Source organism: Streptomyces sp. JNUCC 63 (assembly GCF_054366325.1).
The window spans coordinates 5,122,596-5,137,736 of sequence record NZ_CM135963.1 but is presented as its reverse complement, the minus strand read 5'-3'; the positions used below and the strand labels follow the sequence as shown (position 1 = coordinate 5,137,736).

Annotated in this window: 13 protein-coding genes; 5 read left to right on the top strand and 8 right to left on the bottom strand. The window is 71.0% G+C overall.

Translation table 11 applies throughout. The features are described 5' to 3' along the window. Positions 1 to 74: 74 nt before the first annotated feature. Together lpdA and ACX25U_RS23660 are read right to left on the bottom strand one after the other, a co-directional pair. Positions 75 to 1,475 carry a dihydrolipoyl dehydrogenase gene (gene lpdA / locus ACX25U_RS23665; protein WP_454382925.1) on the bottom strand — a complete coding sequence of 467 codons (1,401 nt, stop codon included), beginning with the start codon at positions 1,473 to 1,475 and terminating at the stop codon, positions 75 to 77. 30 nt (positions 1,476 to 1,505) lie between these two features. Continuing rightward, entirely contained in the window at positions 1,506 to 2,435 is a 930-nt protein-coding gene (locus ACX25U_RS23660) for an EamA family transporter (RefSeq protein WP_454382924.1), read from the bottom strand. A gap of 107 nt (positions 2,436 to 2,542) precedes the next feature. Between ACX25U_RS23660 and ACX25U_RS23655 the strand changes: the two genes are divergently transcribed. The 3 genes from ACX25U_RS23655 (at position 2,543) to ACX25U_RS23645 (ending at position 6,362) form a co-directional block, all read left to right on the top strand. Beyond that, positions 2,543 to 3,460, top strand: a complete 918-nt coding sequence (locus ACX25U_RS23655) for a LysR family transcriptional regulator (protein WP_454382923.1) — start codon at positions 2,543 to 2,545, stop codon at positions 3,458 to 3,460. A 320-nt stretch (positions 3,461 to 3,780) separates the two neighbouring features. Beyond that, a complete protein-coding gene (locus ACX25U_RS23650; protein WP_454382922.1) occupies positions 3,781 to 5,595 on the top strand; it encodes a glycoside hydrolase family 3 protein in 1,815 nt (604 codons plus the stop codon). 140 nt (positions 5,596 to 5,735) lie between these two features. Next, entirely contained in the window at positions 5,736 to 6,362 is a 627-nt protein-coding gene (locus ACX25U_RS23645) for a hypothetical protein (RefSeq protein ID WP_454394471.1), read from the top strand. A 50-nt stretch (positions 6,363 to 6,412) separates the two neighbouring features. On the opposite strand, the gene ACX25U_RS23640 is transcribed toward ACX25U_RS23645, so the two are convergent. The 6 genes from ACX25U_RS23640 to ACX25U_RS23615 all read right to left on the bottom strand — a co-directional run bounded on the left by ACX25U_RS23640 (position 6,413) and on the right by ACX25U_RS23615 (position 13,891). Then, positions 6,413 to 7,864, bottom strand: a complete 1,452-nt coding sequence (locus ACX25U_RS23640) for a S28 family serine protease (RefSeq protein WP_454382921.1) — start codon at positions 7,862 to 7,864, stop codon at positions 6,413 to 6,415. Positions 7,865 to 7,973: 109 nt separating this feature from the next. After that, the gene (locus tag ACX25U_RS23635) at positions 7,974 to 8,363 is read right to left on the bottom strand and encodes a hypothetical protein (RefSeq protein ID WP_454382920.1); all 390 of its coding nucleotides are present in this window, start codon (positions 8,361 to 8,363) and stop codon (positions 7,974 to 7,976) included. Between the two features lie 80 nt (positions 8,364 to 8,443). Continuing rightward, positions 8,444 to 12,172 carry an ABC transporter ATP-binding protein gene (locus ACX25U_RS23630; protein WP_454382918.1) on the bottom strand — a complete coding sequence of 1,243 codons (3,729 nt, stop codon included), beginning with the start codon at positions 12,170 to 12,172 and terminating at the stop codon, positions 8,444 to 8,446. Between the two features lie 91 nt (positions 12,173 to 12,263). Further along, positions 12,264 to 13,187 (bottom strand): serine hydrolase, encoded by a 924-nt coding sequence (locus ACX25U_RS23625; RefSeq protein WP_454382916.1) that lies wholly within the window; start codon positions 13,185 to 13,187, stop codon positions 12,264 to 12,266. A 62-nt stretch (positions 13,188 to 13,249) separates the two neighbouring features. Further along, the gene (locus tag ACX25U_RS23620) at positions 13,250 to 13,570 is read right to left on the bottom strand and encodes a hypothetical protein (protein ID WP_454382914.1); all 321 of its coding nucleotides are present in this window, start codon (positions 13,568 to 13,570) and stop codon (positions 13,250 to 13,252) included. Positions 13,571 to 13,729: 159 nt separating this feature from the next. After that, the gene (locus ACX25U_RS23615; protein WP_454382913.1) at positions 13,730 to 13,891 is read right to left on the bottom strand and encodes a hypothetical protein; all 162 of its coding nucleotides are present in this window, start codon (positions 13,889 to 13,891) and stop codon (positions 13,730 to 13,732) included. 162 nt (positions 13,892 to 14,053) lie between these two features. On the opposite strand from ACX25U_RS23615, the gene ACX25U_RS23610 reads away from it, so the two are divergent. Further along, positions 14,054 to 14,848, top strand: coding sequence for a helix-turn-helix domain-containing protein (locus ACX25U_RS23610; protein ID WP_454382911.1), 795 nt, complete (start codon positions 14,054 to 14,056; stop codon positions 14,846 to 14,848). Continuing rightward, positions 14,841 to 15,062 (top strand): DUF397 domain-containing protein, encoded by a 222-nt coding sequence (locus ACX25U_RS23605; RefSeq protein ID WP_454382910.1) that lies wholly within the window; start codon positions 14,841 to 14,843, stop codon positions 15,060 to 15,062. The genes ACX25U_RS23610 and ACX25U_RS23605 overlap by 8 nt, the downstream gene beginning before the upstream one ends. Positions 15,063 to 15,141 lie beyond the last annotated feature (79 nt).

Below are 15,141 nucleotides of genomic sequence, written 5' to 3'. Positions count from 1 at the left end.
CCGCGGCAGCGGGCCTGGGGGGGCGGCGGTTGCGCGGCGCCCGGCGGACGAGTCCCGCGTCCTGCCGCCGGCCCCTACATGTTGATCATGTGTCCGGCCAGGCCGTGGATCGCCTCCTTGACCGCCTCGCCCAGCGTGGGGTGGGCGTGGACGTTGCGTGCGACCTCGTGGACGGTCAGGTCCCACTGCTGGGCCAGGGTCAGCTCCGGCAGGAGTTCGGTGACCTCGGGGCCGATGAGGTGGGCGCCGAGCAGTTCGCCGTGGGTGCCGTCGCTGATGACCTTGACGAAGCCGACGGGGTGTCCCAGACCGTGCGCCTTGCCGTTGGCGGCGAAGGGGAACTTGGCCACCCTGACGTCGAACCCGCGTTCGCGCGCCTGGGTCTCCGTCCAGCCGAAACTGGCGATCTGCGGCTGGCAGTACGTGGCCCGCGGGATCATGGTGTAGTCCAGCTCCATGGTCTCCGCGCCCGCGATGGTCTCGGCGGCCACGATGCCCATGGCCTCGGCGGCGTGGGCCAGCATCAGCTTGGCCGTGACGTCACCGATCGCGAAGATGTGCGGCACATTCGTGCGGCAGCGTCCGTCGACGTCGACGGCACCGCGCTCGGTGAGGCGGACACCGGTGTTCTCCAGGCCGTAGCCCTGGACGTTCGGGGCGAAGCCGATGGCCTGCAGGACCTTGTCCGTCTCCAGCACCCGGCGCTCGCCGCCCTTGGCGACCGTGACCCGGACCCGCTCTCCGGAGTCGTCGACGGCCTCCACGGCGGTGCCCGTGAGGACCTCGACGCCGAGCTTGCGGTAGTGCCGGGCGAGCTCCCTGGAAACCTCCTCGTCCTCCAGCGGGACCATGCGGTCGAAGAACTCCACGATGGTCACGTCCACGCCGTAGCCGCGCAGCACGTACGCGAACTCGACGCCGATCGCGCCCGCACCGGCGATGACGATGCTGCTGGGCAGCGTGTCGCTGAGGATCTGGCTCTCGAAGGTGACCACCCGGTCCGACAGGGAGGTGCCGGGCAGCAGGCGCGGGCTCGCGCCGGCCGCGATGACGCAGTGACCGAAGGTCACGGTCTCGGTGCCGCCGTCGGAAAGGGCCACCACCATGGTGTGGTCGTCGGTGAAGGTGCCGCGCCCGTCGAACTGGGTGATGGCGTTCTTCTTCATCAGATAGTGAACGCCCTTCACCCTGCCGTCGGCGACCTTGCGGCTGCGCTGGTACGCGGCCCCGTAGTCGGCCGACACCTCGCCGCCCACGGTGATTCCGTAGGACTTGGCCTCGTTGGTGACGAACTGCACCAGCTCGGCGTTGCGCAGCAGGGCTTTGGAGGGGATGCAGCCGACGTTGAGGCACACCCCGCCCCAGTAGCGCTCCTCGACGATCGCGGTGGCGAGGCCGAGTTGAGCGCTGCGTACGGCGGCGGTGTAGCCGCCGGGACCGGCTCCCAGAACAAGTACGTCGAAGTGTTGGCTCACAAGAAAAACCTTCGGCCGGACCGGGCGGACCTACAACCGGGACGGCCGGCCACCTACTGTGACCTTGCCCTCACCGGCCACCGTCTCCGGGGCGGGCACCGGTCGGCGGCCGGGCGCCAGGGACGTCAGCGCCACCCCGCCCACCAGCAGCGCCGCCGCGCACCACCGCAGGGGGCTCACAGGCTCGCCGAGGAACCGTGCCGCCGACGACATGCCGAACACCGGGACCAGCAACGAGAACGGCGCGACCGTGGAGGCCGGGTGGCGGCGCAGCAGCCACCCCCACGCCCCGAAGCCGAAGACCGTGGTGACCCAGGCGACGTAGAGGACCGTGCCCGCGCCCTGCCAGTCCAGGGCGCGCAGGGCGGCGAGGTCCCGGGAGGGGCCCTCCAGCAGCAGCGACAGGCCGAGCAGCGGCAGGACCGGAACCGTGCTCACCCAGACCATGAAGTTCAGCGCGTCCGGGGGAGCCGCCTTGCGGGTCAGGACGTTGGAGGCGCCCCAGCAGGCCGCCGCGGCGACGACCAGCGCGAACGCGCCGAGTGGGCCCGAGGCGCCCTCGTCCACGGCCGCGACGCCGATGCCGGCGAGCGCCACGCCCATGCCGAGCAGCCGTGGGCCCGACGGCCGCTCGCCCAGCGCCAGGCAGGCGAAGAGGGCCGTGAACACCGCCTGGATCTGCAGCACCAGGGAGGAGAGTCCGGCGGGCATCCCGGCGTCCATTCCGACGAACAGCAGCCCGAACTTGGCCACGCCCAGCACCAGCCCCACCGCCACGATCCACTTCCAGGCCACCTTCGGCCTGCCCACCAGCAGGACCGCGGGCACGGCGGCGGCGAGGAAACGCAGGGCCGAGAAGAGCAGGGGCGGGAAGTGGCCGAGGCCGACCTCGATGACGGTGAAGTTCACGCCCCAGACGGCGGCGACGAGGACGGCGAGAAGGACATGGGCGGGTCGCATCCATCGAGGATCACTTCCGCGAACCGTGCAGCACCAGCGATGATTGCTGCACCGTTGCGTGAAGGAACGCTAACCAGTCGGCCGGCCGGGGAAGAAGAGGAAGAACCGTGCTCGATCTCCAGCGTCTGCGCGCCCTGCACGCCGTCTCCGTGCACGGCACCGTCGGAGCGGCCGCCGCCGCGCTCGGATACACCTCGTCGGCGGTGTCGCAGCAGATCGCCAAGCTGGAGCGGGAGACCAGGACCGTCCTGCTGGAGCGCGAGGGACGCGGCGTGCGGCTCACCGACGAGGCGCATCAACTGGTCGCTGCCGCACGGGAGTTGCTGGCGATCGTCGAGCGCGCCGAGACCGAGCTGGAGGAGCGGCGCGGGGTGCCGGCCGGGCGGCTGACGGTGGCCGCGTTCGCCTCGGCGGCGCGCGGGCTGATGCCGTCCGTCCTCGCGGACCTCGCGAGAAGGCACCCCGCCCTCGACGCCCGGCTCAGCGAGGTCGACCCGCATCTGTCCGTGGACCTGGTCGCCAAGGGCGCCGTCGACCTGGCCGTGGCGCACGACTGGGACATCGCCCCGCTGCCCGCCCCGGCCGGAGTGGAGCAGGCGGTCATCGGGGACGACCTGTGCGACCTGCTCGTGCCGGCGGGGCATCCGTTCGCGGGGCGCGGTGCGGTAGGGCGCTCGGAGCTCGGCGGCGAGCGGTGGATCTGCCAGCCGCCGGGCCGGGTCTGCCACGAGTGGCTGTTACGCACCCTGCGCGCCGCCGGTCATCAACCGGACGTCGTCCACCAGGCCGACGAGAACCCGACCCTGGTCGCCCTGGTCGCCGCCGGTCTCGGCGTCGCGCTGATCCCGCGCCTGGGCCGCGGCCCGCTGCCCGCGGGTGTCGTGGAGGTGCCGCTGGACCCGATGCCCGTACGGCGGCTGTACGCGCTGTGGCGCACGGGCGCCGCGCGCCGTCCGGCGATCGCCGAGACGGTCCGCACGCTGCGGGAACACTGGCCGGCGGTGTCGGCGCACGCGCCCCGCTGAACTCCCGCGGCCACTCGCCCACCGACTTCCGGAAATCCGCGCCCGTCCGGGAACCCGGCCCCGTTCCCGCTCGTCCAACCGGCAAGCCGCCGGACGAGTCTCCGTGGTGCGGTGTCGGCCCTCGCTGCTGGCTGCGATCGCTGACCACCCTCTCCTCCGTACCGCGGCCGGCGGCACGCCGCCATCGGCGCGCCCCCTCCGACAGCGCCGATGGCGGCCCCTCGCCGAGCAGTGTGCGCTCTCTTGACTGGCAGAAACTTCCCGGATATTGGTGACTCCTCGGAAATTTCCTTCAGTGGAAGACTCCGGAAGGAGCGCACGTGCACGACTCCATACGCCCCTCCAGACGTACCGTCCTCGCCGCCACCGCCGGCCTCACCGCCGCCCTCGCGGTCCAGGGCTCCGGCACCGCCCACGCCGCCTCCCACGACGACAAGAAGCTGCGCGCCCTCATCTCCCGGATGACGCTCGAGGAGAAGGTCGGCCAGCTCTTCGTGATGCGGGTCTACGGCCACTCCGCCACCGCCCCCGACCAGGCCGACATCGACGCCAACCTCAAGGAGATCGGCGTCCGCACGGCCGCCGAGCTGATCGCCAGGTACCACGTCGGCGGCATCATCTACTTCGCCTGGGCCAACAACACCCGGAATCCCCACCAGATCGCCGACCTGTCCAACGGGATCCAGCGGGCCTCCCTGACGCGGCCGCGCGGCCTGCCCATGCTCATCTCCACCGACCAGGAGCACGGCATCGTCTGCCGCGTGGGCAAGCCCGCGGCCCTCTTCCCGGGCGCCATGGCGATCGGCGCGGGCGGCTCGGCCGCCGACGCCCACACCCTGGGCCGTGTCTCGGGCGCCGAACTGCGCGCCATCGGCATCAACCAGGACTACTCCCCCGTCGCCGACGTGAACGTCAACCCGGCCAACCCGGTCATCGGCGTACGCTCCCTCGGCGCCGACCCGGACGCCGTGGCGAGGCTGGTGGCCGCGGAGGTGAAGGGCTACCAGAGCTCCAAGGTGGCGGCGACCGCCAAGCACTTCCCCGGGCACGGCGACACGGTCGACGACAGCCACGCCAAGCTCCCCTACATCCACCACACCCGCGAGCAGTGGGAGCGGCTCGACGCGCCGCCGTTCCGGGCCGCGATCGCCGCCGGCATCGACTCGATCATGACGGCTCACATCGTCGTCCCGGCGCTCGACGGCTCCGACGACCCGGCCACCCTCTCCCGCCCGATCCTCACCGGCATCCTGCGCGAGGAACTGGGCTACGACGGGGTCGTGGTCACCGACTCCCTCGGCATGGAGGGCGTGCGCACCAAGTACGGCGACGACCGGGTGCCGGTGCTCGCGCTCGAGGCGGGCGTGGACCAGCTGCTCAACCCGCCCTCCCTGGACGTCTCCTGGAACGCGGTGCTGAACGCCGTACGCGAGGGCGAGCTCACCGAGGCCCGGCTCGACGAATCGATCCTGCGCATTCTGCGGCTGAAGGCGAGGCTGGGCCTGTTCGACGACCCGTACGTCACCCGGGCCGGCGTCGACCGCACCGTGGGCACCCGCGCCCACCTGGCGGCGGCCGACCGCGTCGCCGAGCGGACCACGACCCTGCTGGTCAACGAGGGCCGCCTGCTGCCGCTGTCCCGTCGCAGCCACAACAAGGTCCTCGTCGTCGGCGCCGACCCCGCCTCCCCCTCGGGCACCACGGGCCCGCCCACCGGCGTACTCGCCGCAGCCCTCACCGAACTCGGCTTCAGTGCCACGGCCCTGTCGACCGGCACCGCCCCGTCGGCGGCGGCCATCGACAAGGCGGTCGCCGCGGCCCGGGACGCGGACGCCGTGGTGGTCGGGACGTACAACGTCACGGCGGGCAGTTCCCAGAGGACCCTGGTGGAGCGGCTCGTCGCCACCGGCCGCCCGGTGATCGCGGTCGCCGTCCGCAACCCCTACGACGTCGCCCAACTTCCCACCGTCCCAGCTCACTTGGCCGCCTACTCCTGGACCGACGTGGAACTGCGCGCCGCCGCACGGGTGATCGCCGGCCAGGTGAAGCCGCGCGGGAAGCTGCCGGTGCCGGTGCAGCGGGCCGACGACCCGGCGAAGGTCCTGTACCCCATCGGGTACGGCCTGTCCTACTAGCCTGGGTCGCGCATCGGACGTACGGCGCGTACGCCGCACACCCGGCCTACCACCCCCGACTGGCCCAAAGCACCCCCGCACGTCTGGCGTGGCCCCGCCGCGACGGGCCACGCTGGACGGGGGTGGACCGGGGGATGGCGATGCGCAGGAATTGGCCGACGGGGGTGGGGTGCGCCCTGCCGGCGTTGCTCGCGGCGCTGCTCGCGGCCCTGCTGACGGGCTGCCGGCAGACGTCCGGCTCCGCGGAGTCCGGGGCGCCGCCCAGCGGTACGCCGACGCGGTCCTCCGGCTACGGCGCGGTGTTCCTCGGCGTGGACGAGTGCAGTTCCTTCGGCACGACGAGCTTCACCGAGGTGCCCTGTACCGGCGAACGGGCGGCGGCGCGCGTGATCGCCCGCCACGACGGCATGCCGGGCGACGGGCCGCCGTGTCCGCCGGCCACCGACTTCGTGCTGCACATCGGCGCCCAGCCCGCCGCCGACGGGGAGGGCGCGATCCCGCAGGGCTACGCCTGCATGCGCAACCTGCAGCCGCCGCACCCGGGCGATCCCGGCGGCGGGGGCGGGCCGCGCACCGTCGTCGGCGACTGCGTCTACGGCGCGGGCCGCGGCGCGGTGCGGGAGACCGCGTGCGACGGCTCGGGGAAGAGGAAGCCGGAGTACAAGGTGGTGCGGGCCGTGCGCAGCCGCGCCCAGTGCCCGGCGTCGACCGCCCTGTACGTGCAGCTGGACGGTGAGGATCCGGTGGGCTGCGCCCGGAGGCTGTGAGGCCGTGAACCCGGGCGCAGCCGCAACGTGCAAGGGCCTTCTGGCAGGCCTTACGGCCTGAGCGCCGGCTCGCGCTCCACGTCACGCACGTCCAGCTTGGCGTCGTAGCGGGCCAGCGGCTTGGCCACCGACGGGTTCGCCTGGACCGTCGAGGTGGCGACTCCGGCCCACTCGAGGATCCTGGCCGTGGCGAGCGCCTTCTCGTCCGGGACGAGACCGGCGACGTTCGCGCCGTGGTTCATGCCCGGCGCGGTGAAGACGTAGGAGTCGCGTGCCCCGTGGCCGAGGCGGAACGGTTCCGCGCCCCACGGGTCGTTCTGCCCGTAGACGAAGAGCATCTGGTGGGCGTGGTGGCGCACCCAGGTGTCCACGTCCCGCATCGCCGACGGCTGGAACTTCATCGGGATGGAGCGCGGCACGAAGTTCCGCGGCGGCTGGTAGCCGTAGCGGACCAGCTTCTTCTCGATGTGCGGGAAGTGGATGGTCGGCGCGCCCAGCTGCGTGCCCGCCTGGTAGTAGTACGGCGTGTAGGTCTCCAGGCCCTGGTCGGTGTAGGCGTCGAACCCGGAGTGGGTGTCGATGGAGTCCCAGATCTGCTGGTCGGTGGCGTTCTTGACGTCCGCCGGGATGGTGTCGCAGTTCTTCAGCAGGCTGTACTGCCAAAAGCCCCACACGTAGTCCAGGACGACGGCCTCGTACGCCTTGTCGAGGGTGCCGACGGTGGTGAAGGTGTAGCCGTTGTCGGCGGCGTACTGGGCGTACTTCTTCTCCAGCGTCCCGCGGCGCACCAGCGCCTCGCGCTGCACGCCGTTCAGCCGGTCGCGGCAGTCCTTGGTGCCGACGGTGGCGAAGAAGCGGTCGTAGGCGGAGTCCTCCTTGTCGACCACGTCGTTGGGGGCGACGTAGGCGACCACACCGTCCATGTCACCGGGGTAGAAGCGCTTGTAGTAGGTGGCCGTCATGCCGCCCTTGGAGCCGCCGGTGGCGATCCAGTTGTGGGAGTAGACCGGCTTCAGGGCCTGGAAGATGCGGTGCTGGTCGCTGGCGGCCTGCCAGATGTCCAGCTTGGACCAGTCGGCCGGGGCGGGCCGGGACGGGGTGAAGAACCGGTACTCCATGGAGACCTGGTTGCCGTCCACGATCTGGGTCGGCTCGCGGCGGCTCGGCGTCGTGGAGACGTTGTAGCCGCCGGTGTAGAAGACCGTCGGGCGGTCGACTCCCTTGTGCAGCACGGTGATCCGCTGCTCGAAGGTGCCCTTCGACGGGTGCCGGTGGTCGACCGGCTGGGTGTAGTTGAGAACGAAGTAGCGGTAGCCGGGATAGGGCTTCTCCTGGATCAGGCTCATGCCCGGTATGGCCAGGAGCCGTTCCATGATGTCGGTGTCCGCACTGCTCGCGGTGCCGTTCGTGGCCTCCGGCTGGGCAGCGGTGGCCGCCCCCGCCGTACTCAGCGTGCCGATGAACACCGTGAGCGCGAGCAGCCATCTGAGCGCCTTGCGCATGCACCCTCCCTTTTCAGACAGATGTGCGCCGGAAGCTATCGGAGCAACCCGGGTGCACACCAGGGGAGTAGGGGAAAACCCCATACGGTGTCAGGGATTCGTCACGCGTTCAGCACAGGATCCAGCCGCTGCGCACCGACTGCGACCCCACCGATCCGGCGACGCGCACGCACCGGCGGCCGGCGTGCACGGTGACCGGGCCTGCGTGCCGTGAGTAGCGGCCCTTGTCGGTGACCGGTCGGTTGCCGCGGGCCTGCACGGTGACCGACATCTGCCGCTTGGTGCCGGGGTTCTTGGCGAGGGTGAGGACGCAGACGTAGCCGTCGCGCTTGTAGACGTGGACGGAACCGGTGGCGAACGGGAGCGTCCTGACCTGGCGGCCGGAACAGGTGGACGCGGCTGCCTGTGCGGTGCCGGGCGCGGCGAGCGCCAGCAGCCCCGCCCCGGTCAGCACGGCCATACCGAGCGCCAGCCGTCGGCGTATCGCACCACTGCCCACTTCCGTCCCCCCTGCGAAAGTTACTCAAGCGTACAGATGTACGGACGCGGTACATACGCCGGATGGTTGCGCCCCCGCGCTCAACGGGACGCGCTGACCGGTTCCTCCGGCTCGGGCGCGCCGACGAAGGTCCGCCACAGCTCGGCGTACCGTCCGCCGAGGGCCAGGAGTTCGTCGTGCGTGCCGTCCTCGGCGACCCGGCCGTGGTCCATCACCACCACCCGGTCCGCGCGGGCGGCCGTCGTCAGCCGGTGGGCGACCACCAGCGTCGTACGACGGCCCGCGAGCCGGTCGGTGGCCTGGTTGACCTGGGCCTCGGTGGCCAGGTCGAGCGCGGCGGTCGCCTCGTCGAGCAACAGCACGTCGGGGTCGACGAGCTCGGCGCGGGCCAGCGCGATGAGCTGGCGCTGACCGGCCGACAGGTTGCGCCCGCGCTCGGCGACCTCGTGCAGATAGCCGCCCTCCAGCGTGGCGATCATCTCGTGCGCGCCGACGGCCCGCGCGGCGGCCTCGACCTGGGAGTCGGTGGCGTCGGGGCGGCCGTAGGCGATGGCGTCGCGCACGGTGCCCGGGAAGAGGTACGCCTCCTGCGGGACGACCCCGAGCCGGTGCCGGTACGCCGTGAGGTCCAGCGTCCTGACATCCGTGCCGTCCACCGTCACCCGCCCGCCGGTCGGGTCGTAGAACCGGGCCACCAGCTTCACCAGGGTCGACTTGCCCGCGCCGGTCTCGCCCACGAACGCGACGGTCTGCCCGGCGGGGATGCGCAGGTCGATGCCGCTCAGCGCCGCATCCCCCTCGTCGGCGGCGCCGTACGCGAAGTGCACGTCCTCGAAGGCGATCTCCCCGCGCAGGGCGGGCACGTCGAGGGGCTCGGCGGCGGACTCCGTGGACGTCGGCTCCCGCAGCAGCTCCTGGATACGACCGAGGGAGACGGTCGCCTGCTGGTAGCCGTCGAAGACCTGGGAGAGCTGCTGGACGGGCGCGAAGAACAGGTCGATGTAGAGCAGGTACGCCACCAGGGCGCCCGTGGTCAGCGTCGCCGCCTCCACCCGGCCCGCGCCCGCGATCAGCACCGAGGCCGCCGCGACCGAGGACAGGAACTGCACGAACGGGAAGTAGACCGAGATCAGCCACTGTCCCCGGACACGGGCCCTGCGGTAGCTGTCGCTGCGCTCGGCGAACCGCCGTCCGCCGTCCCGCTCGCGCCGGAACGCCTGCACGATCCTCAGCCCCGCCACCGACTCCTGCAGGTCGGCGTTGACCACCGACACCCGCTCCCGGGCCAGCTCGTACGCCCTCACGCTCGCCCGGCGGAAGAAGAAGGTGGCGACGATCAGCGGTGGCAGGGTCGCGAAGACGACCAGCGCCAGCTGTACGTCGATCACCAGCAGGACGACCATGATGCCGAAGAAGGTGACCACGGAGACGAACGCCGTGACCAGACCCGTCTGCAGAAATGTCGACAAAGCGTCGACATCGGTTGTCATCCGGGTCATGATCCGCCCGGTCAGCTCGCGCTCGTAGTAGTCCAGGCCGAGCCGCTGCAGCTGGGCGAAGATCTTCAGGCGCAGCGAGTACAGCACGCGCTCACCGGTGCGGCCGGTCATCCGGGTCTCGCCGATCTGCGCCGCCCACTGCAGGAGGACGGCGAACAGCGCGAGCAGGGAGGCCGCCCAGACCGCGCCGAGGGCCATCCGGGTGACGCCCTGGTCGATGCCGTGCCGGATCAGGACGGGCAGCAGCAGGCCCATGCCGGCGTCCACGGCGACGAGGCCCAGGCTGATCAGGAGGGGCAGGCCGAAACCGCGCAGGAGGCGGCGCAGGCCGTAGGACTTCTCCGGGCGGACCGCCTGCCGCTCGTCGACGTCGGGGATGTCGGTCGCGGGCGGCAGGGCCTCCACCTGGGCGAGGAGCTCGGGGGTGGCCGGGCTGCCCGACAGGGCGGTGTCCTTCGGCTCCCGGTCGCCGGTCCACAGCCGCGGGGTCACCCCGCGCTCGGCGTCGAACTCGGCGTCCAGCTCCTCCCGTACGGAGGTGTCCTCCTGCGGTGCGACGGGCTGCGCGTGGCCCGGGGAGACGCCGCCGAGCTCGTCGGGGTCGGTGAGCAGGCGCCGGTAGAGGGCGCAGCGCTCCTGGAGCTCGTCGTGGGTGCCGATGTCGGCGAGGCGGCCCTGGTCGAGGACGGCGATGCGGTCGGCGAGGTTCAGGGTGGAGCGGCGGTGGGCGATCAGGAGGGTGGTGCGGCCCTCCATGACCTGCCGCAGGGCCTCGTGGATCTCGTGCTCGACGCGGGCGTCCACGGCGGAGGTGGCGTCGTCCAGCACGAGCAGGCGCGGGTCGGTGAGGATCGCGCGGGCGAGCGCGATGCGCTGGCGCTGGCCTCCGGAGAGGGTCAGACCGTGCTCGCCGACCGTGGTGTCGTACCCGTCGGGCAGCTCGGCGATGAAACGGTCGGCCTGGGCGGCGCGGGCGGCCGCCTCGATCTGCTCCTGGGTGGCGTCGGGGCGGCCGTAGGCGATGTTGTTGCGGACCGTGTCGGAGAACAGGAAGGAGTCCTCGGGCACCAGCCCGATCGCGGCCCTGAGCGAGTCCAGGGTCAGCTCGCGCACGTCGTGGCCGCCGACCAGGACGGCGCCGTGGGTGACGTCGTAGAAGCGCGGCAGCAGCAGGGAGACCGTGGACTTCCCGGAGCCGGAGGAGCCGACGACGGCCAGGGTCTCACCGGGGCGGATCTCGAAGGACAGGCCCTTCAGGACGGGCCGGCCGTCGGCGTACCCGAACGACACGTCGTCGAACTCCACCGTGGCGGGGGCGTCGGCGGGCAGCTCCTTGGTGCCGTCAATCAGCGTGGGCTCGGTGTCGATCAGCTCCAGGACGCGCTCGGTGCCCGCCCGGGCCTGCTGCCCGACGGTGAGGACCATGGCGAGCATCCGGACCGGGCCGACGAGCTGGGCGAGGTAGGTGGAGAAGGCGACGAACGTACCGAGCGTGATGTGCCCGCGCACCGCCAGCCAGCCGCCGAGGGCCAGCATGGCGACCTGGCCGAGCGCCGGGACCGCCTGCAGGGCCGGGGTGAACCTGGCGTTCAGCCGGATCGTGCGCAGCCGCCCGGCGAACAGCCGCCGGCCGACCTCCCGCAGCTTGGCGGTCTCCTGCTCCTCCTGCCCGAAGCCCTTCACCACGCGCACGCCGCTCACCGCGCCGTCGACCACTCCCGCCACGGCCGCGGCCTGGGCCTGGGCGTACCAGGTGGCGGGGTGCAGCTTCGTCCGGCTGCGTCTGGCGATCCAGCCGAGGGCCGGGGCGACGGCGAGGGCGATCAGGGTCAGCGGCAGCGACAGCCAGGCCATGATCACCAGGGAGATCAGGAAGAGCAGGACGTTGCCGATGGTCATCGGCAGCATGAAGAGCAGGCCCTGGATCAGCTGCAGGTCGCTGGTGGCGCGGCCGACCACCTGGCCGGTGGACAGCTCGTCCTGGCGGCGGCCGTCGAGCCGGGTGATCGTCCCGTACATCTCCGTCCGCAGGTCGTGCTGGACGTCGAGGGCGAGCCGGCCGCCGTAGTAGCGACGGATGTAGGTGAGGACGTAGACGACGAGCGCGGCGCCGATCAGGGCGCCGGCCCAGGGGGCCATACGGCGGCTGTGGTCGCCGATCACGTCGTCGATGACCACCTTGGTGATCAGCGGGACGACGGCCATGACCGCCATGCCGGCCAGGGACGCGCCGAGGGCGAGAACCACGTCCTTCGGATACCGCCAGGCGTACCCGGCCAGTCTCCGCGCCCATCCCGGCTGCGCTGCCACGTCGGTGCCTCCCTGACGACCTGATCTTCCCAAGGCACCAACGCGGACGGGAGCGGATTTCATCCCGCCGCGACGATCCGCCCCGTGGGCGTCAGCCGTTCGGCGGAACCGCCACGAACGCCTCCTTGGGCGCGGTGGTCGGTGTGTAACGCACTGTGCTCGCCGTCGTGGGGACCAGGTCCTTGTGGATGGCCTTGGCGATGTTCTGGATGGTGGTGACGCCGTAGTTCATGGTGCTGTTGTCCTGGGTGAGCACCGTGATCATGTAGTCGCGGCCGGCGCCGTCGAAGGTGCCGACGCTGTGCACCCGCCAGCCGTGGGTGGAGCGCTGCAGCCAGCCGTTCTTGACGTGGATGGCCACGGAGGACGGCGCTCCGGCGGGCGTGCCCCAGCGCTGGGAGGAGACGACCTGGCCCATGAGCTTGAGGATGTAGGCGCGGGAGTTGTCGCTCAGCACGGAGTTCTTCGCCGTGATCAGTGCGAGCAGCTTCTGCTCGTCGCGCACCGTGATCTGCGTCAGGCCCCAGTAGCCGTTCGCCCCCGGCCTGGTCTGGGTCATGCCGGCCGCGGCCAGGAAGCCCTTCACCTTCGTCACACCCAGCTGCTTCCACAGACTGGAGGTCGCGCTGTTGTCCGACTTGGTGATCATCGCCTTGGCGAGGGTGGACTCGCGGGTGGTGAGATAGCGGTTGTGCTTCTTGGCGTCCCACAGCAGGGTGGCGAGGACGGTGACCTTGACCACGCTGGCGGAGTCGTAGGCCGTCGACCCCCTGAGCGTGCAGGTCGTCTTCGTGCCGCGGTCGAGCAGGCCGATCGCGACGGTGCCCTTGCGGCCCTTCATGGCCGCGGTGATGTCCTTCTGCAACTTGGCGGCCAGCCCCGCCTTGCCGGACGTGCAGCTGACCGTCGGAGCTGCGGCCGCAGCGGGCGTCGCGGCGGTCACACAGGGAATCAGCATCCCGGCGCCGACGCCCGCCGCGAGCACTCTGGCGCGTTGGGATATCCAGTGAGTCATGCCCAGTTGACGCGCGGGCTCGGGGGAATGGTTGTGCGAGTGGGCCGGGATTTGACCCGTCGTTACCAAACGTCCTCAGGGTCTTGAAAGCCGTCTGGGGCGTCGTACGCAGGCGCGGGAAGGCGAGCGTCCCGGCTCTCCGCGATACGCCGTACGTCGGTCAGCGCCTCGTGCATGCGCGCGAGCAGGAAGCGGAGTTGGGCGGAGGTCGCGCGGTGGTCGGCGAGCATGCCGGCCGCCTGACCGAGGAGTTCACCCGCCATGCCGAGCTGTACGGACTCAATGGCGTCGGCTCTCCGGGAGAGGTAGCCGGTTCCGTCGGTGACGAGGTAACAGGGCTTGCCCTCCGGCCCCGTCCAGGGCAGCAGGCGTGTGGTCTCCACACCGCGCCTCACGCCGTCACCTCCACTCCGTGAATGACACGCGGACCTACGTCGATCCCGTGGACGGCCGGCCACAGCGCGCGCCGCCGGACCCGTTGCCGCCGGGCTTCCTCCCGGCGCTCGTGGGCCACGAGGTGGGGACGGATGAGCGCGTTGTCCTCACCTCGGGGGGAGGGCGCCGGCCTGCCGGGTGGTCGGCGCTTCCGGACAGGGGACGAGCGGCTGGTGGCCGGACGGCAGGGCGACGCGGCGGTGCCGTCCACGACCGGGCAGCAGGAGCCGTAGCAGCGGCTCGAAGAGACGGGCGATGCGCTGACTCATGTCGTCGACCCCTTGGGTTCGTTGATGACCACACCCGGACCGGTCGCGCGACCTCGGGGATCTCGCTTTGTGTAGCGATCCACTCACAGCGTGAGACGGGTCGGGCCAGGCTCGCCGGAGAGGAGCTGGTGACAGAGCTTTTGTCACGAGGGAGCCGGCGATTTGGGCAACAACTACGGCGACTGGCTCAAGGAACAGCGGGAAGCGGCGGGCCTGACGCAGCAGCAGCTCGCCGACATGGCGATCATGACGCGCTCACACATCGCGCACATCGAGGGAGGCCGACGGATCCCTTCCAAGGAGGACGCGCGTCGGCTGGACAGGGCTTTGAGCACGGGGAATGTGCTGAGCAGTTTCCTGCCGGAGCAGGACGCCGCGGTCGCCGACTACTTCGAGGCGGCGCGGCTTCTCGAACAACAGGCCGTGATGATCCGTGAGTTCGTCCTGTCGTTCGTCCCGGGCATCCTCCAGACGAAAAGGTACGCGCGTGCGGTTCTGAGCACGGCGTTCCCTCCGGTGGGTGAAGAGGAATGTGACAGGCGCCTTGTCACACGCCTTGACCGCGCGAAGATCCTCGACGATCCGGTGACACCGGTGGTGTGGGCACTGCTGGACGAGGCGGTGCTACGCCGCCGGATCAGCGGGCCGGACGTCATGGCGGAGCAGATTCACCACCTCGTGCGCCTCGCCGAGCGTGGCCGGATCCAGGTGTACGTCATACCGTTCGCGTTGGGTGTCCACCCGCTCCTGAGCAACATGCTCACGCTGATGTGGTTCGAGGACCAGCCACCCATGGCATACGGCGAGGGCCTGTACATGGGCAGGATTCACGATGCCCCGTCCGTGGTCCAGGATCTGCAGCATCGCTACGATTTCGCGTTGGGCAATGCACTGCCGCTCAAGGAATCAACGGCTCTGCTCAGGGCAACAGCAAGGGACTACGAACGCCATGACTGACCGATCCATTCCGAACGCGGCCGCACTGCAGGGCTGGCGGAAGTCATCACACAGCAACGACCAGGGCGGCAGCTGCCTGGAGGTCCTCGACGGCCACGCTTCCGGGGTTCCCGTGCGGGACTCCAAGGTTCCGCAGGGACCGGCGCTGGTCTTCTCGGCCGCCGGTTGGTCGTCGTTCATCGCTGCCGTCAAGGAAGCGACCCCCTCCACCTGAAACGGCGAGCATCCGAACCACCACTGTCCTCCTGTCGCTCATTTGAGTGCATAGGTGGCATCCACCCACCAGATGCTCA

Bases quoted from the DNA above. Each gene is read 5' to 3' on its own strand.
- ACX25U_RS23660 (WP_454382924.1), bottom strand. From the start codon at position 2,435: ATGCGACCCGCCCATGTCCTTCTCGCCGTCCTCGTCGCCGCCGTCTGG.
- ACX25U_RS23645 (WP_454394471.1), top strand. From the start codon at position 5,736: ATGCGCAGGAATTGGCCGACGGGGGTGGGGTGCGCCCTGCCGGCGTTG.
- ACX25U_RS23640 (WP_454382921.1), bottom strand. From the start codon at position 7,864: ATGCGCAAGGCGCTCAGATGGCTGCTCGCGCTCACGGTGTTCATCGGC.
- ACX25U_RS23625 (WP_454382916.1), bottom strand. From the start codon at position 13,187: ATGACTCACTGGATATCCCAACGCGCCAGAGTGCTCGCGGCGGGCGTC.
- ACX25U_RS23615 (WP_454382913.1), bottom strand. From the start codon at position 13,891: ATGAGTCAGCGCATCGCCCGTCTCTTCGAGCCGCTGCTACGGCTCCTG.
- ACX25U_RS23605 (WP_454382910.1), top strand. From the start codon at position 14,841: ATGACTGACCGATCCATTCCGAACGCGGCCGCACTGCAGGGCTGGCGG.